This is a genomic window from Methylophilus sp. Q8 (assembly GCF_000800115.1).
Classification (GTDB): Bacteria; Pseudomonadota; Gammaproteobacteria; order Burkholderiales; family Methylophilaceae; genus Methylophilus.
In genome coordinates this window covers 2,275,974-2,300,620 of record NZ_JUHE01000001.1, presented here as the reverse complement: position 1 = coordinate 2,300,620, position 24,647 = coordinate 2,275,974, and the positions used below count along the sequence as shown (strand labels likewise).

General features: G+C 51.1%; 17 protein-coding genes and 4 tRNA genes. 7 read left to right on the top strand and 14 right to left on the bottom strand.

The features are described 5' to 3' along the window. Positions 1 to 8 precede the first annotated feature (8 nt). Genes aepY through GQ52_RS10890 form a run of 5 tightly spaced genes read left to right on the top strand, consistent with a single transcriptional unit; the run spans position 9 to position 4,669 of the window. Positions 9 to 1,184, top strand: coding sequence for a phosphonopyruvate decarboxylase (gene aepY / locus GQ52_RS10910; RefSeq protein WP_047517657.1), 1,176 nt, complete (start codon positions 9 to 11; stop codon positions 1,182 to 1,184). Next, positions 1,177 to 2,166, top strand: a complete 990-nt coding sequence (locus GQ52_RS10905; RefSeq protein ID WP_047517654.1) for an aminotransferase class V-fold PLP-dependent enzyme — start codon at positions 1,177 to 1,179, stop codon at positions 2,164 to 2,166. Before aepY ends, GQ52_RS10905 begins: the two co-directional genes overlap by 8 nt. Further along, complete coding sequence (locus GQ52_RS10900; protein ID WP_047517651.1) at positions 2,163 to 2,576, top strand: adenylyltransferase/cytidyltransferase family protein; 414 nt, start codon at positions 2,163 to 2,165, stop codon at positions 2,574 to 2,576. Before GQ52_RS10905 ends, GQ52_RS10900 begins: the two co-directional genes overlap by 4 nt. Continuing rightward, on the top strand, positions 2,573 to 3,271 hold the full coding sequence (locus GQ52_RS10895; protein WP_019882562.1) for a trans-aconitate 2-methyltransferase: 699 nt from the start codon (positions 2,573 to 2,575) through the stop codon (positions 3,269 to 3,271). Before GQ52_RS10900 ends, GQ52_RS10895 begins: the two co-directional genes overlap by 4 nt. 6 nt (positions 3,272 to 3,277) lie before the next feature. Further along, complete coding sequence (locus tag GQ52_RS10890; protein WP_047517648.1) at positions 3,278 to 4,669, top strand: CDP-glycerol glycerophosphotransferase family protein; 1,392 nt, start codon at positions 3,278 to 3,280, stop codon at positions 4,667 to 4,669. A gap of 148 nt (positions 4,670 to 4,817) precedes the next feature. On the opposite strand, the gene GQ52_RS10885 is transcribed toward GQ52_RS10890, so the two are convergent. The 12 genes from GQ52_RS10885 to GQ52_RS10825 all read right to left on the bottom strand — a co-directional run bounded on the left by GQ52_RS10885 (position 4,818) and on the right by GQ52_RS10825 (position 18,932). Continuing rightward, positions 4,818 to 12,308 (bottom strand): tetratricopeptide repeat protein, encoded by a 7,491-nt coding sequence (locus tag GQ52_RS10885; protein WP_235273199.1) that lies wholly within the window; start codon positions 12,306 to 12,308, stop codon positions 4,818 to 4,820. A 271-nt stretch (positions 12,309 to 12,579) separates the two neighbouring features. After that, on the bottom strand, positions 12,580 to 12,882 hold the full coding sequence (locus GQ52_RS10880) for a helix-turn-helix transcriptional regulator (protein ID WP_235273193.1): 303 nt from the start codon (positions 12,880 to 12,882) through the stop codon (positions 12,580 to 12,582). Between the two features lie 483 nt (positions 12,883 to 13,365). Beyond that, positions 13,366 to 14,283: a YihY/virulence factor BrkB family protein gene (locus GQ52_RS10870; RefSeq protein WP_047518708.1), complete on the bottom strand. Its 918-nt coding sequence runs from the start codon at positions 14,281 to 14,283 to the stop codon at positions 13,366 to 13,368. A gap of 191 nt (positions 14,284 to 14,474) precedes the next feature. Further along, positions 14,475 to 14,561 (bottom strand) — tRNA-Leu (locus GQ52_RS10865). A 77-nt stretch (positions 14,562 to 14,638) separates the two neighbouring features. Next, a tRNA-Gly gene (locus tag GQ52_RS10860) sits at positions 14,639 to 14,714 on the bottom strand. Positions 14,715 to 14,732: 18 nt separating this feature from the next. Further along, positions 14,733 to 14,806: transfer RNA gene (locus tag GQ52_RS10855), tRNA-Cys, on the bottom strand. Positions 14,807 to 14,867: 61 nt separating this feature from the next. Next, positions 14,868 to 14,943, bottom strand: a tRNA-Gly gene (locus GQ52_RS10850). A gap of 106 nt (positions 14,944 to 15,049) precedes the next feature. Beyond that, entirely contained in the window at positions 15,050 to 15,631 is a 582-nt protein-coding gene (gene pgsA / locus GQ52_RS10845) for a CDP-diacylglycerol--glycerol-3-phosphate 3-phosphatidyltransferase (protein WP_081979344.1), read from the bottom strand. Positions 15,632 to 15,675: 44 nt separating this feature from the next. Further along, positions 15,676 to 17,475: an excinuclease ABC subunit UvrC gene (gene uvrC / locus GQ52_RS10840; RefSeq protein WP_047517635.1), complete on the bottom strand. Its 1,800-nt coding sequence runs from the start codon at positions 17,473 to 17,475 to the stop codon at positions 15,676 to 15,678. Positions 17,476 to 17,565: 90 nt separating this feature from the next. Next, positions 17,566 to 17,922: a hypothetical protein gene (locus GQ52_RS10835; RefSeq protein ID WP_047517633.1), complete on the bottom strand. Its 357-nt coding sequence runs from the start codon at positions 17,920 to 17,922 to the stop codon at positions 17,566 to 17,568. A gap of 39 nt (positions 17,923 to 17,961) precedes the next feature. After that, positions 17,962 to 18,141: a 4-oxalocrotonate tautomerase family protein gene (locus tag GQ52_RS10830; RefSeq protein ID WP_019882571.1), complete on the bottom strand. Its 180-nt coding sequence runs from the start codon at positions 18,139 to 18,141 to the stop codon at positions 17,962 to 17,964. Between the two features lie 38 nt (positions 18,142 to 18,179). Beyond that, positions 18,180 to 18,932, bottom strand: coding sequence for a cation diffusion facilitator family transporter (locus GQ52_RS10825; protein WP_047517630.1), 753 nt, complete (start codon positions 18,930 to 18,932; stop codon positions 18,180 to 18,182). 86 nt (positions 18,933 to 19,018) lie between these two features. Between GQ52_RS10825 and GQ52_RS10820 the strand changes: the two genes are divergently transcribed. Next, on the top strand, positions 19,019 to 19,855 hold the full coding sequence (locus GQ52_RS10820) for a 23S rRNA (adenine(2030)-N(6))-methyltransferase RlmJ (RefSeq protein ID WP_047517628.1): 837 nt from the start codon (positions 19,019 to 19,021) through the stop codon (positions 19,853 to 19,855). 7 nt (positions 19,856 to 19,862) lie between these two features. Here GQ52_RS10820 and GQ52_RS10815 read toward each other — a convergent pair whose 3' ends face one another. Further along, complete coding sequence (locus GQ52_RS10815) at positions 19,863 to 20,981, bottom strand: DUF2914 domain-containing protein (RefSeq protein WP_047517626.1); 1,119 nt, start codon at positions 20,979 to 20,981, stop codon at positions 19,863 to 19,865. Positions 20,982 to 21,221: 240 nt separating this feature from the next. Between GQ52_RS10815 and GQ52_RS10810 the strand changes: the two genes are divergently transcribed. Next, a complete protein-coding gene (locus GQ52_RS10810) occupies positions 21,222 to 23,474 on the top strand; it encodes an ATP-binding protein (RefSeq protein WP_047517624.1) in 2,253 nt (750 codons plus the stop codon). A gap of 23 nt (positions 23,475 to 23,497) precedes the next feature. On the opposite strand, the gene GQ52_RS10805 is transcribed toward GQ52_RS10810, so the two are convergent. Further along, complete coding sequence (locus GQ52_RS10805) at positions 23,498 to 24,466, bottom strand: crotonase/enoyl-CoA hydratase family protein (protein ID WP_047517622.1); 969 nt, start codon at positions 24,464 to 24,466, stop codon at positions 23,498 to 23,500. Positions 24,467 to 24,647 lie beyond the last annotated feature (181 nt).

Below are 24,647 nucleotides of genomic sequence, written 5' to 3'. Positions count from 1 at the left end.
GTATTCTGATGATACATGCCGAGGATTTTTTAAACGCCTTGCAAAGCGAACAAGTACAGTTTTTTGCTGGCGTGCCCGACTCACTACTCAAAGAATTGTGTGCCTGCTTTTCAGACACCCTGGCTACCGGCCAGCATGTGATTGCCGCCAATGAAGGTGGTGCGATTGGTTTGGCCATTGGCCACTACCTGGCAAGCAACCAACCGGCGCTGGTCTATATGCAAAATTCCGGCCTGGGCAATGTGGTGAACCCGATTGCGTCACTGGCGGATCCACAGGTGTATGGCATTCCTATGTTATTGGTCATTGGCTGGCGCGGAGAGCTGAATGCGCATGGCGAACAGATCCATGATGAACCGCAGCATGTCAAACAAGGCCAGATTACTCTGTCACAACTTGACGTGCTCGGCTTGCCTTACCAAGTGATGGCTGATGACATAGACAGCGCCCATGCGCAAATCCAAACATTGTTACAGCAGGCGATGACACGTCAGGGCCCCGTCGCACTGGTGGTACGCAAACAAAGCTTTGCGCCGTATAAACCAGTAAAAACAACAGCAGCCCCCGCCTCTGCCCTGGCAGGTAAATTGCCCGTGCTGGAAAGCCGTGAGCACATGATTGGGCAGATTGTGTCAGCCTTGCCACAAGACGCTGCCGTGGTGGCAACCACCGGCATGGCCTCACGTGAACTGTTTGAGCTGCGCAAAGCGCAACAGGCCGGACATGGCCGCGATTTTCTCACCGTGGGTGGCATGGGCCACGCCTCACAAATTGCCTGCGGCATTGCACTGGCACAGCCAGACCGGCAAGTGATCTGCATTGACGGTGATGGTGCCATGCTGATGCATATGGGCAGCCTGACCATCAGTGCCCAGCAATCCAATCTGCTGCATATTGTGTTGAATAATGGCGCGCACGACTCTGTGGGTGGCCAGCCAACCGTGGCCGCGCAACTCACACTCTCAGACATTGCCAGTGCTGCCGGCTATGCACAGGTCTACAGTGTGTCTGGCGCAGAATCATTAAACACAGTGTTGCAACAAACCTTAGCCAGCGGCAAAAGCAGCTTTATTGAAGTACTGTGCCGCAAAGGCGCACGGGCTGACCTGGGGCGGCCGACGCGTACCCCGGCACAAAACAAACAGGACTTTATGCAGTTTTTAACCGAGGTGGAATATGCCTGACACCACCATACACGCGCATGTCACCACGCAAAATCAACACAAGGTATTGTTTACCGCTGGCCCGGCCAGTTTACTGGAAGAAAACCTGCTTGGCCTGCGACCATGCTTTGGACGCGGTGACCAGGATTACAGCCAAGTCGAAGATGTGGTTTTGAGCGCCCTCAAGACCATGACTGACCATGCCCATATTGCACGGCTACAAGGCTCTGCCAGCCTGGCACTCGAAATTGCCAGCCTGAACTTTCTATACGGCAAGGTGTTGGTGATAGACAGTGGTTATTACGCACAACGCCTGGTCAGCTTTGCACAAATGGCTCAACGCAATGCTGGCGAGGTGTCATTAGTCACCGTCTGCGACTGGCAACAATTGGCAAACGTGACTGGCCACTATGACTGGGTCGTCGCCTGCTATACCGAAACCAGTGCCGGTTTATTGTTACCGATTGCAGACTTGCGTGCCCTGGCTGACCGTGTCGGTGCACAACTGATGCTGGATGCCACCGCTTCTATCGGCCTGGAAAATGACCATGGCCTGGCCGATGTGATTGCCTATAGCTCCTGCAAAGGCTTGTTTGGCCTGACCGGCGCCTCTTTTATTGCTTTCCACCAATCGCCCAGACACGCGGTCGATTCGTTTTATCTGAATCTGGCCACGCATCTGGAACGCCGCATGACGGGCCCTTACCATGCCATCGCCTCTTTGTATGAGGTCTTGCCCAAGCATGATGACTTGCGTGAAGCGGTGTTTATCAACAAGGCACAGATGCTGAAAAAGATTGCTGCTTATGCGACTCACCCGGTGAACTACCAACCAGTACTATGTACCTGGGTTGACGCCAAGGTCAGTAGCCAGCATGCACGTGCTGTACTGTATCAACCACGCGGCATCAGCCGCGGCAGTGTCGTTTGCCACTTGGGCGAAGCACACCTGGGCAGCACGGCACGCGGCGCCATTCTTGATTTACTGGAGCTACAGCCATGACGCAGCCACAAAAGCGCATTATGGTCGATATGTCCGCCACGCTGATCCATCACGGCCACGTGCGCCTGTTAAAAGCCGCCAGGCAATTGGGCCATGTAGTGGTGGCCTTGACCACCGACGAAGAGATTCGTGCCAAAAAAGGCTATGAGCCTGAGCTGGATTATGCCGCGCGTGCAGAAGTGCTACTAGCCATGCGTGACGTGGATGAAGTAGTGCCCAGCCCCTGGCTGCTTGATGAAGCCTTTTTACAGCAACACAATATCGACCTGCTGGTACATGGTCACGATAACAGCAACCCGATTGCCGCAGACAAATTACATATCCTGCCGCGCACCGAAGGCATCAGCAGCACTCAATTGCGTGCCCGTGTACTAAAAGCCATCAGTCAGAAAATGGAAGCGAACACATGAGTAACCTTTGGCAACAGATTTGGGAAAAGCGCACCCTGCAACCGCAACATGCCATCACACTGGATACCTTGATTGCCCTCGATGGTTTTGACAGTGGTGCAGGCAAAATCAACCCAGCAGACTGGCAGGAATATACCCGCCGCATCAGTGACAAACTAGGACTAAAGTCTGGAGATTCTGTATTTGAAGTCGGTTGTGGCGCCGGCGCGTTTTTATATGCCTTACGTCAGCAACATACCCTGACTGTGGGCGGCCTGGATTACGCTGCCGGGCTGATTGAAGCCGCACAACAAGCCATGCCTGATGGCGACTTCCAGGCACAAGCTGCACAAACCATGGCCACTGATCCGCAATATGATTTTGTGATTGCCAACAGCGTCTTTCATTATTTTGATGAAGCCATGGCCGCCGAAGTGCTCCAGGCCATGTGGCAAAAAGCCAAGGTGGGCATAGCAATCCTCGATATTCCGCATGCAGCCACCCGCGAAGCCTGCGAGCACGCACGTCGCGATGCGCTGACCATTGCCGAATATGAAGAAAAATACCGTGGCTTGCACCACACTTATTACACCCCGGAGTGGTTCAGCCAGCAATTGCCGGAAAAACCACAGCAGGTATTTGAAAGCTGTGTGCCCAATTACGCACAAAGCCAATATCGTTTCAGTGTTATTTTCACCAAACGCTTGCATGGATAGACCATCATGACAACTACCAACTCACACCAGCCCGTGTTCACTTTCTTTTATACCGACAATTGCGAGCGCCAGGCCTTGGCGCCGGTCGCCGATGAGATCGCCAGCAGAGGCTATGCCATTCAATGGAGTACCAATTCCAAGCAATATGCCGAGGTCGGTGTGTATTGCGAACATGCGTGCAAACCGAATGCCGGATTTTCAGTGATTTTGCTGCATGACCTGGCGCAGCGCCATGATATCTGGCCGCACTTCTGGCATCACGAGCCATGGTCAGCCTTTGATATCGGCGTTATACCAGGCCCAGCCTGGGTTGAGCGCTGGCAAACGCAAGCCAATTTCAAACAAGCGCAGCCAAAACTGGGCATGTTTGACCTGGGTTGGCCCAAAGCCGACCTGGTCTACCGCAATCAGGAAACCTTCAAGCAGGAAGCACAAAAGCTGCGTGAGCAACTAGGACTGAAATACGAGCATTCCATTCTCTATGCGCCATCATGGGAAAACCATGGCAAACAGGATGAGTTTGTCCAAGCACTCAAAGACTTGCCGGTCAACCTGCTGCTGAAACAGGCCCCATGGTCAGACAAATACCGCTGGGTACTGAATAACATTGACGAAATGGATGCATTGCATAGAAACTGCGCCGACAACGTGTATGTGGTCGATCGCGAAGTCAGCATCATGTATTGCCTGGGTTTGGCCGACGTCATGGTGTCAGATGAGTCCAGCGTGCTGACAGAAGCCTTGCTGCTGGATGTGCCTGGTATTGCCGTCACCGACTGGTTGATTCCGGACACTAACCCGCCGCGCCCGGCCAGTGTGCCTTATGACTATGTGATTAAAACCGTCAAAGCTGATTTACGCCGCACGGTTGAAGACGTACTGCAAAACGCCGCTGTCTATCAACAACAGATCACCGAGAACAAACAACATCAATTTGCCCACCTGGGCCAAAGCGCAACCTTGATTGCGGATAATATTCTCGCCGCACTGTCAGGCGCGACAGAATTACCTACGCCAGCCATCAAATCTCAGGTAGAAATTGACCGCAATACCTATCACTACGCCGAGAAACTGGCCGCCGAAGGGGATATGAAGTTATCGACACAAGTCATGCTGGAGCTGATTAAAAAAGAAAGTTGCTGCTGGGAGCCCTACAATGACCTGGGCACCTTGTTAGTCAGCCAAGGCCAGTTTGAAGATGCAGAACTCTTGCTGGAAAAAGCCGTGTTACTGGCGCAAGAGAATCCAGCTATTCCACTCAGCAACCTGACTGAAGTCTATTGCCTGCAACAAAAGGCTGACAAGGCCTTGTTAACGCTGGCCAAACTCAGCAAATATACGCCAAATCCGGTCGGCTCTATCCCGCATATCCGCCGTTGCATGGAAACTATGTTTTAAATAATTCAGTGTTTTAAACAATTCAACACGCTCACTTAAAAGATCCGGCCACTGTATAGTCGCCGGATTTTTATTGCCAGCCGTTTTCTATCGACAACAAAAAAGCATGCACATCGCTGTGCATGCTTTGGTATTGATACGCCCCGTGTTACGTAAACAGCTGACGTACCGGCAACTCTGCCCGGGTAAACTCGGCGGTCAAGCCATTCACTACATGCTCAGGCACGCCTTGTGTCATATTTTGCAGGCGGTTAAACACGCTGATAAACGCTTGTAACTGGTCATCGCGGTAGTGATAGCCACTCAATTCCAGCACTGCCAGCGTCAAGCTGCCAATATTAGTTGGCGTGCTGGCGTGGGGTTTGCCGCAACTACGCACACGATGCAGGGTAAGGAACAGACCTCGCAAGGCCACGAAAGCCACTGGTAATGGAATGGCAAAATCCCACTCCAGGTCAAAGAAATGGCCCTGCCCAGCTTTGTCCATCACAAAGTTGGTTGGTGTGGCATCAAAATACTGAGAAGGCAACAAGGCAGAATAGCCTGCAAACTCTGGCAAGGTTTTGCCACCGGTCAGCGCTGCGGCTTCCAGGCCTTGCAACCAGGGTGCAGCCCATGCCGCCAGGTCTTCCACGCGCCAACCAGGACGGTTCATCAACTGCGTCAGTTTATCCATCCACAACTGGCCGCCATGGTAAGGCGCATGCTCCCAATCTGCCTGCAACAATTGCGCCGTTTCGCCGGTATTACGTGTACGCGTTGCCAGCCCTTGTGCATCATGCACAAACTGGGTTTCCTTGCTAAACACGGCCTGGCGCTGGCAACCATAATGCGCTGCCAATACGTCCGGATGCAATTTGCCAGCCTGGCGCTGCGGATACGCAACAAACATAAATGAGTTGGCGACATCTTCCACCAGGTTATTACGCGCAATCACCTGCCAGGCATTTTCCAGTGAGAATGTCGGGTGACGCGGCGATTGCCTGTCATGCACCACCGAGCCTGCCGCGAGAGCGCCCACATCCCAGCCTGCCGCACGATGGGCCTGGTTAAAGCCTTCCGGGTAAATCACGCTAACGGGTGTTTTGTAATCTGGCAGCGGCACATACAACTCTGTGGTTTCAAAACCGGCACTGCGGATCAAGGCATCCAGCTCTACGCGGCCAAATGTGATCGGGCTGGTGCTGCTGTAAGAATCATTAATGCCATACATCGCCTGACCCATATGGTCTTCAGGCGCACCGCAGAAATACTTGAGGCCGAGCTGGTTTTCAATTGCCACAATCAGCATGCCGTCTTCTTTGAGGAAAGACTTGGCGGTTTGCAGCAAGAAACGCAAAGGATCGGCTTCTTTCACATAGACCTGCGCATACTCAAGCACGCCGATCAAGGTCACGACATCAAACTTCTCGTCAGTTTCAAACGCTTGGATCAGGTCAGAGTAAATCGTCACATTGTTGAGATCGGCACAACGTTGGCCGATGACACGCGCACGGTTCGGGCTGCCTTCCAATGCCACCACTTCGCCGCCCAGCTCACCGAGAAAACGCGTAATCGCGCCACAACCAGCGCCCAACTCCAGTACCTTACCGTTGGCAATTTTGTCCGCAAACGGGCGCAGCAAATTGGCGCGCTGTGAGGTCAGGTGGTAATAGCTCGGCCAGTCGGTGGCTTTGGCTGCCAGTTCGCTGGAGAATACGCTTTTGTCACGTGACTGGCGAATCATGTCATATAAACGTTGCTCGGCATTACCCACATCCTGGTAGCCAAAAGCCTCGGTCTGCGCACGCTGATAGAAGTTATCTTCAGTACGGTAGATATAAGGCCCTTTGCGCACGACATCAGCGGCAACCGCTGGCTGGCTGTATTGGCGTTGCAGTGCATCGGCATCAGCTGCGGCCAGGCCATTCTGGCGGGCAAAAGTGATCACATCCAGCACTTCATTTTTGGGCGCGGTCAGCGACAGTTCACCAATATAGGCTTGCCAGTACGCAGGCTGCTGCGGTGCCAGGATCACGGCTTGCTCCAATAGCGGTAATACCTCTTCGGCCTTGCCCGCTTGCTGCGCCAATAGTCCTAACTGGAAATACGTCGCTGCATGCTTGTCATCAATACGCAAGATTTCCTGATAAAAGCTCATTGCTTGTGCCAGGTCGCCTTTTTCCTGCATTTGCAGCGCCAGCTGAAACACTTCAGCAATCGAATCGTGCAGCGCATTAGCCTGTGCAGTTTGTGGGTTAAGTGTTGTATTCATAGAGATACCTTTATCAGAGGGTTCAGTCGCGTCCGGCGCAACAGAAGATTCTTTCAGCGTTAAAGAAGGAATAGCAAAACTGCTTGCGGCCTGCTCCTGGCACCAGCGTTGCCACATCTGGCGCATTGCCTGTGACAAAGCCTGCGCCAATGGTGCCGCTTGTGCCAGCGGTGACTGCGTAAAACGGGTGCGCATATTGGCGCGTAAATCAGCCAGTGCCGACAGGTCAGACAACACATGCGCGGCCTGTTGTAGATATTGCTGTGGGTTGGCCGCGACCCAGTCGGCCAGATCAAGATGCTGCATCAAGGCCATGGCACCGCGGCTGGCCAGGCGATCACCTGCCACGCATAGCGTAGGCACACCCATCCACAAAGCATGCGCGGTGGTGGTCACGCCATTAGACGGGAAAGTATCCAGGCAAATATCCACCAAATGATATTGCTGCAAATAGCTCAGCATATCGGTGCGGGCATAAAACGATAAGCGGTCGGCGGAGATACCTGCTTCGGCAAACCATTGCTCCACATGCGTGCATGCGCCCGCTTCTGCCATACCGCCTAATACCATGCGGCTGGCAGGCGTGGCCTGCATGACAGCAGCCCATTGCTGCACGGTAGCCTGGGTAATTTTATTGGGGCGGTTAAAGCAGCCAAAAGTCACATAACCATTGCTGAGCGCAGGCAAAGCATTGATGGCCGGTGCTTGCGGATGCGGCACAAATGGCGCATTCACCGGTAACTGCACGAGCTGCTCGGTAAACTGCTGGTCAAACTCCCCGGCAGGTAACAAGGCATTATCAGCCAGGTAATAGTCTATGGATGTCAGTCCGGTGGTATTCAAATACCCCAGCCAGCTTGCCTGCACTGGGGCAGGTTTCCGGGCAAAGGTCAGCAGGCGGTTACCGGAGGTGTGGCCGGACAAGTCGATCAGGATATCAATCTGATCTTGCCTGATAGTCTCTGCCAGCGCTTCGTCAGAAATATTGGAAACCACGCGCCATTGTTTGAAATACTGGCGCATCTCCGCCGAGACATCGTCTTCCAGCGCATAATTAGCATAAGCAAATAAAGCCAATGAGCTATCTTGGGCCAGCGCAGGTAACAAAGGCAGCAGGAAATGTGCCACTGAATGCGCACGCAAATCGCCAGAAACAAAGCCTACGCGTAACGGACGTTGTGCATCGCGCGTATTGCCATGAAGCTGCCAATGCGGTTTTAACGGTGCTTCATACAGGGCGGCATACGCGGTATGCGCTTGTAACAAGGCATCGTTATCCACCTGCGCTGCATGCGTCATGCAAAACAGCAGATTGCTGAAGCAATCGGCATATTGCGGCTGTAATATCAGCGCCTGTTTAAACTGCTTGATCGCTTCATCCACTTCGCCCAGGTCTTTGAGCACAATACCCAGATTGTTATACGCCGCAGCATAGTCAGGTTTCAGGTGTATGGCCTGGGCAAAGGCATCTGCGGCTGCCGTGAGGTCATTTTGTGCCTTGAGCACCAACCCATAGTAGCAATGCTCTTCAGCGCTTTGATTATTCAGCACCAGCGCTTTGCTGGCCGCTACGCGGGCATCTTTCTTCTGGATCATCAATACGTCAGACAACATTTTCCAGCCACTTAACCAGGCAGGATATTGCTGTAATAGCGTGTCTAGCTCACGTTCCATCTGCGCATATTGCTGTTGCTCAAACAAGGCCAGCAATGCCTGTTGTGCTTGATCTGATGGCTGCGCTGGCGCAAGCGATGGCAACTGCCAGTCTTGCATCAATGTTTGCAAGGGTTGTGTATGCTGGCCGCTGTTAACGGCTTGCGCCAATACCTGTTCCAACTCAGCTGTCGCACCACTGTGTTTGAGTGCCGTCAGGTAGCTGCTTAACAACTGCCACTGCGTTGGCGCCAGCGCATAAGCCTGCGCCAGCAAGTGCAATGCTTCTGCTGGCTGTTGGCTCTGCCAGTAAATCAAACCCAGATTATGCGTAGCGAGTGCATGCTGTGCATCTACGGCCAGAATCTCCTGGTATAGCTGTTTCGCGGTATTTAAATCGCCTTGCTGTTGCGCTTGTGAAGCCTGGTCAAATACCTCGGCCATTGCGTCCTGCAAGGCCGTGGACGCTGGCTGCTGTGGTACGCTGGCCGGCTCCCATTTCTGGCGATAGCTCAGGTATTTATCACGCCAGCGTGTGCTACCAAACGCACCACCACTCTGGTGCGTCATGCGCACTGGCCATACACCCAATTTGAGGCCTGCACGGGTGGCTGTACGGCAAAAGTCCAAGTCGTAAAAATGAAAGTCAAACTGCTGGTCAAAACGCACACCGCTTTGCAGCAAGATCTGTTTATGCGCCGCCAGGAATACGCCATCCATCAACTGGCATTCGCCAGACACATCACCATAGCTGGAGGCAGGCCCAAACGCATGCTGGCCATGGCTCACCGCGCCGCGCAAGTATCTGGCATCGTCCCAGGTGAATTGCAAATCGATAAAGCACCAGCCAGGCTGGCCAGCTTGAATCCTTGCGTTGCCCGCTATACCAATCACATCATAATGATTTAAGCCCTGCTGTATGCTATGGACAAAGGTGTTTTCGTCCAGCCAGACATCATCGTGGATCAATACCAGCAATGCCTGGTCTGGCGCAGCGGCAATTGCCTCATTAAACACTTCAGACAGGCCACGCGTATTTTCATAAGCGACTACGGGCACCAGGCGTTTATCCTGCTGCATATGGCGTTTGAGTGATCTGCCAAGTGCAGAGTCACGCCAGAAAACTTCTTCAGTCATGCGAGTGGCGCTGACCACCCAAACCGGCTGCTCGCCGGAAAAAGCATCTTGTACCGGTGACTCAGCCAACAATTGCTGTGGCGCCAATGTGGCCAGGGTTTGTTGCCATAAGCTAAACAGCAACTGTTCAAAATCCTGGGCGAACTGCTCAGCATGCATTAATGGCGAAGCCAACACTTGCTGGCGCAGTTGGGCGCGCAATGTTGCCAAGGCGCCAAGATCACTGGTCAATGCAATGGCTTTGCTCACATACTCTTCACGGCTGGTGGCCACCCAGTCAGCCAACCCCACGCAATGCATAAAGCTGGCACCCTGGCGGGCAATCAATGTGTCGCCCAGCAAGGTCAGCGTCGGTACGCCCATCCATAAGGCTTCACACGTCGTGGTGCCGCCAGTAAACGGGAAGGTATCCAGGATCACATCAATCTGGTGATGGTTACGCAGGTATTCATCTCTGGGCACCATGCCATGCAAGCTACAACGCGCAGCAGAGATGCCATATTGCTGTAATCTGGCCAATGCCTCTTCACGCACCAGGGCATCATTAAATGCTTTGCTCTGCCAGAACAATGTGGCCGTCGGTAAGGCCTGCAACACCTCGCCCCAGCAAGATAATACGTCGTTACTTACCTTGCTGTAGTTTTGAAAGCAGCCGAAGGTCACTGCACCGGTGGTGAATGCTGGCAAATCATTGACAGCGACATCACAAGGCGGCGCCGTGAAGCACATACGCGTATGTGGCAGATGCACGACCTGCTCGGTGAACTGGGTCGCCACCTGCGCATCAATACTCACCGGATCAGCGATGACATAATCCATCAGCGGCAAACCGGTGGTGCCCCAATAGCCGAGCCAGGTGGCTTGTACCGGGGCAGGTTTATGGGCAAAAATCGGCAAGCGTGTCCCACCAGACAGGCCGGATAAATCCAGCAGGATATGAATACCATCTTCACGAATCTGTTTGGCGGCTTGCGCATCCGTCAACCCGGCCAGTGAGCGCCATTGGTTGCATAAGTCTTTCAGCTCGTGCGAAAACGCATCTTCGCGACCATCGGTCGAGTAGCCATAAACCTCCAGGCGGCTGGCATCAAATGCCTGCAACCACTGGTGCAGGAAATAGCCGACCGGGTGTTTACGCAAATCAGCCGATACCAGGCCGATGCGGATACGTTGCTCTTGCGCATGGACATTCCAGCTGTCGTACGGCGTCACTTCGTGCATCATGGCGGCGCCCAGTCTATGCGCGTAATCCAGGCTTTCGGCAGGCGGCAAGCTATTGCTGTAGCTATTAGCAAACAGCAGGTTTCTAAGCGCCATCATATGGGTAGGCTCAATCTGCAATGCTTGCTTCAAGGTCGCAATCGACATTTCAATCTGCCCCATGTCCAAATAGACATTGGCCAGATTGATATACCCAGGCATGAATTCAGGCTTGATGCGCAGTGCTTTTTCCAGGCAGGCAATTGCTTCGGTATAGCGGCCCAGCATGCGCAAACTGATACTGTAATTGCTCAAGATACTTTCTGACTCAGGCAACTGCGCTAATGCCTGTTCACAATACACACACGCTTTGTCATAAGCGTTTCTGGCATTCTCAATCAAACCAAGATTGCCCAGCACATAAGGATTGTCCGGATCCAGCGCCAGCGCCTTCAGGCAATAATTCTCAGCCTCACCGTATAACTGCTGATTCAGCATCTCGGTGGCCAGGTTATTCAGCGTCTCCGCACTCACCTCTTGCGCCTGCATGATTTGATCAATATAGGCTTGGTATTCTCTGGTGCGGTGCGTCACCCGGTAAAGTTTGGCCAGATTTTTAAGCAGTGATAACTCGGTTGGATTCAATGCCATGCCCGCCAGCAACCACTGCTCAGCTTCTTCCACGTCACCATGTTTCAGGTATAAAGCACCCAGGTAACTATAGGCCTCAACATAGTCTTTTTGAATCGCAATCGTTTGCTGATAGGCAGCAATCGCTTCAGTCGTATTGCCCAGTTGATCCAGTGCCAACGCCATATTGAAAAAAATCACGGCATTATCAGGCTCAATAGACACGGCTTCGCGATAGTATTGAATCGCCTCCAGCGGTTTATCTGCCTCATGTAACAAGGTCGCCAGTTCAAAATTGACGCGGCCATCCTGTTGGTGAATATTCAATCCCCGGCGCAGTAGCTTTTCCGCCTCTTTTACTTGCCCTGCTTGCTTGAGTACACTGGCCCAATTGGCATAAGCCTGGCTAAAAACCGGGTTGAGTTTGAGCGTTTGGCGGTAATATTTGATCGCCTGCGTGGTGTCTTGCAATTGCGCATAAACGTTGGCCAAGTTATACAACACCTCAGCATCTTTCTTTAAGCGCTTGCTCGCTTGCAAGAAAGCATCGGCAGCCAGCGCCAGCGTATCTTGTTGTTGATAAAGGCTGCCTAATAACTTCCAGGCCAGGCCCTCTTCAGGAAACTCACGGGTGATTTTCTGCGCCAGGGTCAAACACTGCTCCCAAGCACCCTGTTTCCAGGCCTGGGTCAGTGCTTGCATCCAATCGCTGCAATCCTGTGCGCTCACGGCGTTGGACTGCATATGGCCTGACGAGAGTTTCATAACAAGAGAATTCCAAAAATTTTCTCTTATTATTCAAAACTCTCAGGCATTTGCATTGCTTAAAAAAAGCAACAAAAACCAGCTATCTTCGCTGTTCGCTTAATACACACCTCACGCGCATTGCCAGCCAGCCCGCATAGGCATTAGGATTGCCGCTCAATCAATGCTTTTAGCCACAATGGTCACGCCAAAATATTTATTCAAGAATCAGGAAAATGCGCCGTAAACTTTGCCCCAATAAAAAACCTCCGGGAATATCGGAGGTTTTTTTCTAGGCGACGTGCTCTTGCGGCACGACAATATCGGGGACCCAGCGCACCAGGCTATATAAATCACACTGTAAATAAGCACACAGCTTATTCAAGTGATCGGTGCTGGCATTGTAGGATTGATCTTTTAACATGCGATGCAAGGTCATGCGACTGATCCCGCTGGCATCGGCAATTTCGGTAATCGTAATGGTCCTGCCCCACTCTAATTGTTTTTTAAGAATAACCGTTTTTAACTCTACGTAAATCACACAACGTCCTGACTTCAATGGGAATGCTTGTCCGGCAAAAAAGTATCTCAACACAGCTTAGGCAGTATTGATTTGCAAGCATTGATAGACATCAAACTGCATTGATAAATACTGCGCGCCGAACATGACAGGGACATTATACAATTTTATATAGTGTTTAATATCAGTGAAATAACGCAGAAGGCATGATTTTTTGCCAAAGCAATTGGCAAATGCAAGGATATGAAAAGTCTTTGCAGGATTGTATTAATAGCTTGATCGGACTATTGGCAAACTAAAACAATATAGATAATAATCAATCAATTATTAAAAAAATGATGATTGATTGGGTGGATATCATGGGATTACTGAGTGGATATTTATACTTTTTTAGTGGTAGCAAGTCAGACGTAAAAACGGATCATGCTCTGATGCAGAAATGCTACGACGAAGGTTTGCATGCATCAACCGCTGGCTTGAAGCACACGGAGAGTCCCTACGCTGAGGGCAGTGATGAAGCTCAGGCGTGGAGTCGTGGTTTCTGGGTTTGGTAAACGCTCATCTGGCGCCAAGTTCATGTGCCGTTTGATTATTTGAGAATGCCTTCGCCAAATCCCGTGGCGTATCCTGCTGCTTGCGTGAGCCAAACAGATGGGAATATGCCCAGGTAAATTCAGCGCCCATCAGAAATATCTGCGCGGAGTAATAAATCCAGATTAACAGCGCCAGCAAAGAGCCTGCAGGCCCATAGCCACTGGCAAACGCACTTCTGCCAATATAAATACCGATCAGCCATTTACCTACCGTAAATAAAGCGGCTGTCATCGCAGCGCCAATCCAAACCTCGCTCCAGCGAATACTGACACGCGGCATGATTTTGTAGATCAACGCAAACATGCCCGTCGTCAATAAAAAGCCAAACACAACATTCACCACACTGGCAACCGCCAGCCATCCCGCAAAGACAGGCGACCACCATTTATTGATCGCAGATAAGCCTGCGCTAAAAACAAGCGAGACCATCAGCAAAAAGCCAATCCCCAGAATCATGCCAAATGACAACAATCTGGCACGCATCAAACTCCACACACCGCTGCTTATCCTCGCCGGCGCTCTCCAGATACTATCCAGCGCAGTCTGCAATTCGCCAAAAACAGTGGTTGCCCCTACCAATAACAACACAATACCAATCGTGGTCGCCGTCATCCCCTCGGTTGGCTGGTTGGTGCTTTCCAGCAGATTTTGCACCACCAGTGCGCCCTGCTCACCTACCAGATGGGTCAATTGCGTATAAATTTCACCACGTGCCGCTTCTTGTCCAAAAATAATGCCGGCAAGGGAAATCACAATCAGCAATACCGGCGCAATGGAAAACATGGTGTAGTACGCTAAAGCAGCGCCCATACTTTGCGCACGGTCATCACGCCAGGCGGTAAAGGCGGCTTTACTTAATATCCAAAGTTGTTTGATCGTCATCTTGGTGCCCTGCTTTGTGAATACTGCCACTGGCATGATGATGATCAGGGTATAGGAATGAGACTGCAGCATGCATCAGACGACACCGCACCATCCTGTCAGAAATCTCTGATGATAGGCGTTGAACTGTAAGTAGGGGTAGTTAGAAAGTGTAAAATGAAAAAACCAGCTTTTCAGCTGGTTTCTTATTTTGGTGCCCGGAGCCGGAATCGAACCGGCACAGCCGTTAAGCCGAGGGATTTTAAGTCCCTTGTGTCTACCAGTTTCACCATCCGGGCGGCAGGTCAACAAGCTTTATATTTTAACACTCTGTTCTACTTTGCGTAGCATCCAGAATGAGTGCTTGAGAGAAATTTGGAGCGGGAAACGAGTCTCGAACTCGCGACCTCAACCTTGGCAAGGTTGCGCTCTACCAACTGAGCTATTCCCGCATATTTGCTACATGAGACTGGAGGCGCGAGCCGGAGTCGAACCGGCCTAAACGGCTTTGCAGGCCGCGGCATAACCGCTTTGCTATCGCGCCAGAACCAACAACATAAAAACTTCTTATGTTAAAAAGGGAAAGCGGCGCTTTCCCCGAAATTTGGAGCGGGAAACGAGTCTCGAACTCGCGACCTCAACCTTGGCAAGGTTGCGCTCTACCAACTGAGCTATTCCCGCGTATTTCCTTACGCCATGTGTCGTAAAGAAGCTGGCATTTTAATGATTTTGAGACCGGTGTCAAGGACGATTTTGAAAATAATGTTTCTTTTTTATGATTGCTTTTTTAGATGGTTTCGCGTATTGCCGGCCAGGCTGCGCGCAGGTAGTAACCCATGGAAATCAGGGTCAGTAACGCGGCCAATACAATCAGCCACTCACCCAACCATTGAATGTCTACCCCAAACAACGGGTCATACCACAGCAATAAGGTAATGGCGGCCATTTGTGCGGCAGTTTTGACCTTACCCACCATGGCCACGGCCACGTTAGCACTTTTGCCTATGCTGGCCATCCATTCACGCAAGGCGCTGATCGCAATTTCGCGTCCGATGATAATCAGCGCCACCACAGCCCCGGCACGATTTAATTCGACCAGCACGATCAAGGCCGCAGCCACCATGAGTTTGTCAGCCACAGGGTCTAAAAACGCGCCAAATTTAGACATCTGGTGATATTTGCGCGCCCAGTAACCATCCAGCCAATCGGTGAATGCGGCGAGGATAAACACACTGGCTGCCGTTAAATTGACCCAGTGTGCTGGCAGACCGTCAGCGGTGACAGCGTTGGCAGGCAGGTAAAAGATACCGACAAACACCGGAATCATGCCGATGCGCAATAAGGTAAGTATATTTGGAATATTCCACATTTTTATTCGTCTATGGATGCATACAAAGGTCTATTTACACGCAATTAATGCAAGCGTTCATAAATGGTTTGCGCCAATACCAGGCTAATGCCTTCGACTTGGGCAATCTCGTCTATGCTAGCACTTTTTATCCCATCCAGGCCACCAAATCGCGTCAGCAAGGCTTTGCGGCGTTTGGCGCCTACGCCTTCAATCTCTTCCAGGCTAGAGGTGATTCTGGCCTTGGCGCGCTTGGCGCGATGGCCGGTAATGGCAAAACGGTGTGCTTCATCGCGGATTTGCTGTAATAAGTGCAAGCCCTGGTTATCGGTAGGCAAATTCAGCATTTCACCAGTATCAGAGAAAATCATGGTCTCAAGACCAGGTTTTCGCTCTTCACCCTTGGCAATGCCGACCAGCAGAATATCGTCCAGACCGACCTCCTGCATCACCTCAATGGCGACGCCGAGCTGGCCTTTGCCACCATCAATAAAAATCAGGTCTGGCCGCTTGCCCTCGCCTGCTGCCACTTTTTTATAGCGACGCGTCAACACATCGCGCATGGCCGCATAATCATCGCCTGGCGTGATGCCGGTGACGTTATAACGGCGGTATTCGCTATTTTGCATGTCGCCACGATCAAACACCACGCAGCTGCCCACCGTGGCTTCACCCATGGTATGGCTGATATCAAAACACTCAATGCGCTCGGTGTTTTCTGCCAGGTTGAGCGCTTCGCGTAATGACAACAAGCGTGCTTGCTGGCTGGCTGAGGTCGCCTGGCGTTGCTGCAAAGCCAACTCAGCATTGGTTTGTGCCATCTTAAGCCATACTTTTTTATCGCCGATGGCATTAGTCAGCACACGGATCTTGCGTCCGGACTGCTCGCTCAGCATGTCTTCAAATTCGGTTTTATCAATCTCGGCGCCACACACCAGCAATGGCGGCGTATTTTGCGACAGGTAATATTGGGTGATAAACGCTTCTACGGTTTCAGCCAATTCGGCATCCTGACTATTCTTCGGGAAAAAGCTCTTGTCACCCAAATGGCGGCCACCACGGATCATGACCAAGTTAATGCAATGCTGGCCCTGCACTTCTGCGCAGGCAATCACATCGGCATCACTGACGCTAAAATCACTGACAAACTGTTTGGCCTGCACCTGGCGCAGTGCCTGGATACGGTCACGCAAAATGGCCGCCTGCTCATACTCCATCGCCTCAGCCGCCACATTCATGCCATCCGCCAGTGAATCAATCACCTCACTGGTCTTACCCAACAAAAACATCGCGGCATGACGTACATCCCCGGCGTAATCCTCTTGGGAAATCAACTTCACGCAAGGCGCTGTACAGCGCGCAATCTGATATTGCAAACAAGGCCGCGAACGGTTGGCAAACACGGTGTTTTCGCAGGTGCGCAATTTGAATACTTTTTGTAGCAGTTGTATGCTCTCGCGCACGGCTGGCGAGCTGGGGAAAGGCCCGAAATACTGAGCCCCCTTGCGCTGTGTGCCGCGGTGAAACGCCAATCGAGGATAAGCATCCCCAGTCAACGCAATATAAGGGTAAGACTTATCGTCGCGGAACAACACGTTGTAACGCGGCATCAAGCCTTTAATCAGGTTATTTTCCAGCAACAATGCTTCCGCTTCGGAGCGCGTCACCGTGGTTTCGATATTGGCAATCTGCGACACCATCATTTTGGTACGCGGACTGGCCAGGTTTTTATTGAAATAGCTGGAAACCCGTTTTTTCAGGTCTTTGGCCTTGCCAACATAAATCACGGTATTTTCCGCATTCAGCATGCGATAAACACCAGGTAAGTTAGGCAGGTTTTTGAGGATGGGTTTGGGGTCAAACATGACGGCATTTTAGCACCAGATGTTTGCTCAAGTGACTCCCTGCACATGATCAAGCTTGAAAGAAACTGTCAGCCGTTACACAACTATCAATTAATCATCTAGTGGTTCCCATTTCTTTACCCATTGCTTAACGCTCTTTCCAGATTTGCTTAACGCCAGTGGATAAAATCGTCGTCGATATCTTTTGCCGTTGTATAAGACAACTTCCTTGCTCTGCGCATCTGGATATCTCTGATCTAAACTCTCTTCCAACAGTTCATGCGCTGTGAAAGGTAAAAGCCCGCGACGTTTAAGGTCTTCTTCAATGTGACGAACTTTCTCTGCCGCAGCCTTAGCTTCCGCATCCAAAGGATTAGTGCAATTGACAGAATAGGCAGCCGACCATCGCTCGGCCACCTCATCAAGCGCTGCATTTGCCTGCCTCAAGTCTTCAATGGTGTGCATCATTTATCAACTTAATTGAAAAGCTCGCTTATCAAGATTGAGCTAGCCTAAAAGCTCGCCACCAATAGCCCAGTCTTCGTATTCGACCTCTTCAAATACAATGTAGGTGTAATTCGCCGGTTTCTGGGCGTGTTTTTGCAGAGTTTCAGTGATTTCTTTTGCAATCAGTTTCTTCTGCTCTTTGGTCACAGAGCCGGCAAGTTTGACGTTGACGTAAGGCATATGGGCGCTCCTTTTAATGTATCGGACAATTAAAAAAACTAGTGATGATGGCCTGTCTTACCGCGATAGATATCGCGGATGAGATTAAGGGTCACCACCAATAACAACAACGAAATCAGAATAGACAGAATCGGGTCTATGGTCATCCAGCCAGTAAAGTAGATCACGACACCGGCGGCGACGGCAGTCACCGACCCGAGTAAATCACCCAATACATGCAAAAATGCGGCACGGTGGTTCAAACTGGCATCGCCGCCGTGATGCTCGTGCTGGTGATGCATATGCTTGGCGACGAACAGATTCACCAGCAGGCCCATCAGCGCAATCACACTGACGTAGCCCCCCGCCACAGAGACCGGATGTTTGAGACGCTCAATGGCTTCTATGACAATGCCTGCCGTTACCAGCAACATAGAGACGGCATTGACCATGGAGACGCGAAGCTCGGTTTGCTGCGACGCAGGGTGACCGGTGCGTGCTCTGTGCGCGGCCCACATGGCCAGGCCGAGTGCCAGCACGTCAAACAACATATGCCAGGCGTCACTGAGCAAAGCCAATGACTGCGTCCAGATGCCTCCCGCGAATTCTACGACGGTGAAGAGTGCAATCGCCAGAAAAGGAATCCAGAAAGGATTGCCATGTGCATGGTCATCATGCCCATGGTCGCCATGCTGGTGCTGGTCATGCGTTGTGTGGTCAGTTGTGTGATCGTGCGCGCAGCCCTCATGGGAGCCCCCATGTGAGTGGTTGTGCGCATGTGTGTGTTCAGAGTGTGTATGACTAGGTTTCATGTTTGCATGCTAATGCAAATTGCCTGGTTTTCACAAGAGCGCGCAAATTTTGTAGCTTATAATGACGGCTTATTGAGAATATATGCATGCTAAGTTACCGTCACGCCTTTCACGCTGGCAATCACGCCGACGTTTTGAAACACTGGATTTACAGCCTGGTGCTGGATTACTTTAACCAGAAAGATAAAGCTTACTGGGTGATAGACACCCACGCCGGGGCTGGTCTGTACCGCCTTGATAGTTCGGTGGCCAACAAAACAGCTGAGTATGTAGACGGTATTCAACGTTTGCAGCAAGGTCAGCCACCTGACATCTTTGATGGTTACCTGCAAGCAGTCACAGCGGCTGGTCAAGGTAATGCCACGCTTTACCCTGGCTCGCCTTGCATCGCCAGCCACTTTTTAAACTCGGTGGATAAGTTGCGTTTGTTTGAGCTGCACCCGGCAGATGCTGCCTTGCTGGAGCAACAGTTTTCAGCACAAAAAAGGCAGGTATCCATCCAGCAAAAAGATGGTTTTGAAGGCATTAAAGCCTGTTTGCCACCCCCGACCAAACGCGGCATTGTGTTGATAGACCCACCTTATGAGGTAAAAGACGATTACCTGCGGGTGGTCGATTGCATTAAAGACAGTTTAAAACGCTTTGCTACCGGCACTTACCTGATCTGGTATCCGCGCTTGCAACGGCCTGAGCCACAGCAAATGATAGACAAGCTACGCAGCCTGAATACAGATTATTTGCACGTGACGCTGGATGTGCAACAACCATCTGCCGATGGTTTTGGCATGCACGGCAGCGGCATGTGGGTGATTAACCCGCCGTGGACCTTGCGTCAGTCCGTAGAGCCGCAGCTGGACTGGCTGGCAGAGACGCTGGCGCAAGATGCCACCGCACATGCATCATGCGAAGGCCAGCAACGTTAACCAGGCATTAATAGCGGATACGTGTACGATGTTGCGGATCTAAAGTCGTGCTCACAGAAACATTAAATGCGCTCACAGCAATTGTTTGCCGGGTAGCGGTCTGGATACGCACCCGCCACTCGCCTGCGGTCAGGTTTGTTTTGTAGGTATAGCCGCGGTAGCCGCTATCGCGGCCACCAGTGAGCGAGAAGCCAGGCATGGAGACACTGACCCACTCCCCTTTCACTTTCTTCTGCCAGTCATGCAACAGTTTGGTCTGTAGGCCTTGTGGCGCAAACACCGCCGAAAAACACACCAGCTTTTGCCCGGGTTGCAGGTAAAAATGGTCTCTGTCCACGCGCCAGAACTGCCACCAGGGCGATTTCTCAACAGTCATCCAGTAACCTTCCGGTGACTTTTCCAGGTCATAAGCCACCACAACCGCTTGCTTGACCAGCGGCACCGGCGGAATCATGTCTGCACGGTAGGCAAGCATCAACAACCCTGCAATCACCCACACCGGCCAGATACGGCCTGCATGATGTGGTGCACGCTGGTATAAGACATAGGTGACCGTAGCACCCAACACCGTGCTCAAATAGAACCAGGCCGCATGCACACTGCCAAACAAAAACGGAAAAGCAAAGTTGCACCACAAAATGGTACACAGGCCAAACATGCTCCAGCACAAACTTAAGCGTCTGTATTCGCCCTCCATAAACTCATTGGCGACTAGCAATACGCCCAATACCAACGTGATGACCCATGCCAGGCCATAACTGGAACTTTTAAAATAGAGAATGAACAAGGCACTGAGCAGGCTGCCAAACAAAAACTGCAATATCCAGTAAGGCCAATCTTGCACTGGCCAGCTAGAAACCCTGTTTTGCAACCATTGCCAACGTAACAAGCGCTCCCCCATACGCCTGACGGAAGAAGAAGGCTCGGCCAACTGGTACATGAGCAACGCTGCCAGTAACAAATAGCCGGCAAAGATCGCCATATCGGACAGCGCCACTTTTTTGCCGATGGTAATGGCATCCCAGACAAAACCACCGACAAAAAAGGAAATCGGCAATATCATGCGGCTACGCGCCAGCCAGCGCGACAATCTCGAGGGTTGCTCTGTATCAATAGGGTTCGTCATGCAGATAAATCGTTAATAAGGCAAGAATATCGGCATTTTTATCACAGATGCCGTCAACCACACTATTATTTTGCGTTGTGAAAAGTAAACTTTCTTTGATAATCAAATCGAGCCTGCTAAAATTTAAGTTATCTTAAGAAAAGTCCGTTAACTATCAATATAGGTTAGATTTTCAATTAAAGATTAGATTTTCCCTGCGCAAGTATCGAGTAAGCGTATAACCCTGAAACATGATTAAGCATGCGAGATTTCGTTAGACAGTTAAAGCAGAAAGTGACAGAAATAAAGTCTATCAGTTATGAAACTGAGCAGGCTCTTATCCGTGTTGCTTTCGTCAGCTTTATCACGCTCTATCTCCTCGTCAATCACAGCAGCTTCGAGCCCGTATTACTTTGCCTGATTTATTTGTGCCTGGGCTTTTTGATGTTGTATAACATCCTGCAAAATCCACAAAAAAATGAAAAGCGCCAGTGGACAGCGATGGTGATGGACATTACGGCGACCTCACTTGAACAAATGATTTCAGGCGCCATGGCAGGCGTATTTATCGGTATTTACCTCTGGCTCATCATCGGCTATGGCCTGCGCTACGGCACCAAGTTTTTTAAAGGCTGTTACGTCTTCAGCCTGATCGGCTTTAGTCTTACCCTGTATTTAAACCCCTACTGGAACCAGCACCAGCATTTAGCCTACGGCTTTTTACTGACCCTGTTATTGATTCCACCGCATGCATTGCGTTTGCTGGTCAGCCTGGAAAAAGCGACCAAAGAGGCTGACCAAGCCAGTGAGGCGAAAACCAATTTCCTGTCGAATATCAGCCATGAAATGCGTACCCCACTTAACGGCATTATTGGTGCCAGTGAGTTAATCGCGCAAACCAAGCTGGATAGCAAGCAATCCGAACTGCTTAAAATGGTGGGCACGTCAGCCTCTAGCCTTAAAAAGCTGATCAATGACGTGCTGGACATTAGCAAAATCGAAAAAGGCAAAGTCGAACTGGAGGAGATCACCTTCTTCCTGCCTGACCTGATTCAGCGTTTGCACCTGATGTTCCAGATTGAAGTCGAACGCAAACAATTGTGGCTGAGATTCCACCTGGATCCTCTTGTCGAACGTCACTATGTCGGCAGCATGCACCACATCGAGCAGGTATTAACCAACCTGATCGCCAATGCCATTAAATTCACCCAGCATGGCGGCGTCGACGTAGTGGTCAGCGTCGTACAAGGCCATGCCGACATGAGTAAGCTCAGCTTCCGTATTCGAGATACCGGCATAGGCATTAAAAGTGATGCTTTGCCGCTGATTTTTGATAGTTTCACCCAGGCGGACAGCAGCATTACCCGACGCTATGGTGGCACTGGCCTGGGCACCTCTATTGCCAAGCAACTGGTCGAAGTCATGGGCGGTAAAATCAGTGTCGCCAGCCAGGAAAATGTCGGCACCACCTTTGTAGTGAGCCTGCCGCTGACACATGCAGTGGCACCCGCACCGCAGGCGGTGAACGAAATCAATCTGGATGGCCAGTCAAATGTGGTCCCGTTGAGCAGCCACACCAAATTCCGCAAGAAAATTCGTGTATTGATTGCTGATGATAATGTGGTCAACCGCTTGATTCTGAATGAAACACTGCAAAGAATGCACTGTGTGGTGAAAGCGGTAGACAATGGTGATGCCGCACTGGATGCGCTGGAACATCACCAGTTTGACTTGATGATTCTGGACTACAACATGCCAGAAATGAATGGCCTTGAGGTGTTTAATATCCACAACGCCCTGCCTGGCAGCAAACCGATCAGAACCGTGATCCTGACGGCAGATGCGACTAAAACCACACAAGACCGCTGTTTGCGCGCTGGGGTATATCAGGTATTGACCAAGCCAGTGGTCTCAAGACAAATTCAAAGCCTGATTGAAGCCATTGCAAGCACCATTGAAACTGAACAGGTTGCGCAAGTGGCGCCCGTCAGACGCAAAAAACCTAAAGCCACGTCGCCTGAAGTGCCATTAACGGCCGCTCCGGTGGAACCCACATTTGTAGACGCACGGTCACCACACTCACCAATGAGAACCGGGAAACCCGCGTCTGTACCCATCCCTAAAATTGCCAACATCATTCCAACGGTTGAACCATTGCTGGATGATGACCGTATGGCGCACTTGTTAAAACTGGGTGGGGGTGAAGCGTTTTTACACAAACTCATCACAGAGTTTATTGACTCGACCGATGTATTGCTACGCGCGCTCGGGACAGCAAGCCTTGATTTAAATTTCGAGCAGGTACATAAACTGGCGCATGAGCTGGCCGGTGAATCTGCCAACATGGGCTTGATTCCACTCAGTAAACTCAGCCGCCGTTTATTGGGATTGAGCATGGAAGATGCCCAGACTATTTCCGGCCTTTATCAGGCCGTTGCGGATTGTTATGAAGAGACGCGCACGCAACTGCAACAACATCGCAGCAAGCTCTCATCCAAACGCTCGCATAAATAGCCGGGCACCTGCTCTGCTGCACACTACTGATTCACTGCGATATGATGATCTGTTGGTAACACCAGCGGCTGTTGCGGTGCAACCTCACTAGCAAGCGCTTCATTTGGGAACAAACGTGACTGCGCGCGATAAAACCTATCCATCACCTTGAGATCACGCTCTGTCAGGCGTAAGGCATTTTCTACCCATACATCGACAATATCCTTAAGCTCGTCGTAGGTTAAAGGATTGATTCTGGCCTTGGCCTTTTGCGCAGACAAAAAGCCTTCTGCGCGCTTATTGTTTTTGTGAATAAAGTCTTGCACGGCCTGCTCACCCTCGCCCTCTTCGACTACGATGTCAATCAGGCCCATTTGCAGGCATTCTTCAGCCGTGTAACGCTCGCAACCCAGAATCATTTTATCGGCCACCGCCATGCCGGCTTTACGTGCAATAAAGCTGTAAGCACCCATGCCAGGAATCATGTTGAAAAATAGCTCAGGAAAGCAGAACACGGATTGCTTTTCAGCGATAAGTACATCACTGGTCATGGCCGCCTCAATACCGGCGCCTAGCACCTCGCCTTGCAGCAGCGAGATTTTGGTCACATGGTCCAGCTGGAAACGGAATGCGCGCTGTGCAACCACATCAATACTCAGCTTGGCATAGGCCTGCAATTGCGCCCGGTCTTGCAAGCGGATAGCGGCAGCCATTTTCTGCAAGTCACCGCCCATATTGAAATAGCCCGGTGTGGCTGACGCAAACACAGAGTAACGGATCGGCAGTACTGTCTCGCTGTCAGTCTGGACATAGCCACCACTGCGCTGGATATCCGCATGGTGCTGATGCAAGCTCATGAGTAACTCATGATTGATGCACGGAATGCGCTGTGGTTGATGTATATAGCTCCATAACGCCTGTTGCTCTGCATCAAAACGGCAAAATACCTGACCGTAATCATGTGACAGTAAACGTTGTTGATAATTAACCAACCCTTGTTCGAACGGTTTCATGAGTTTCTCCTTGGACATTAAAAATCTGTTGAATTGAATCAGTGGTATTGACGTGCATGTACATCGAATCGTTGACGTCAGCCAGTACATCATAATCAAAACAGAAGGTCGCGGTGAGAGAGCCTCTCAGGTTTTACAGTTGCAAGGATATGTCCTGCCTTAAAAACAACAAAGGGAGCGA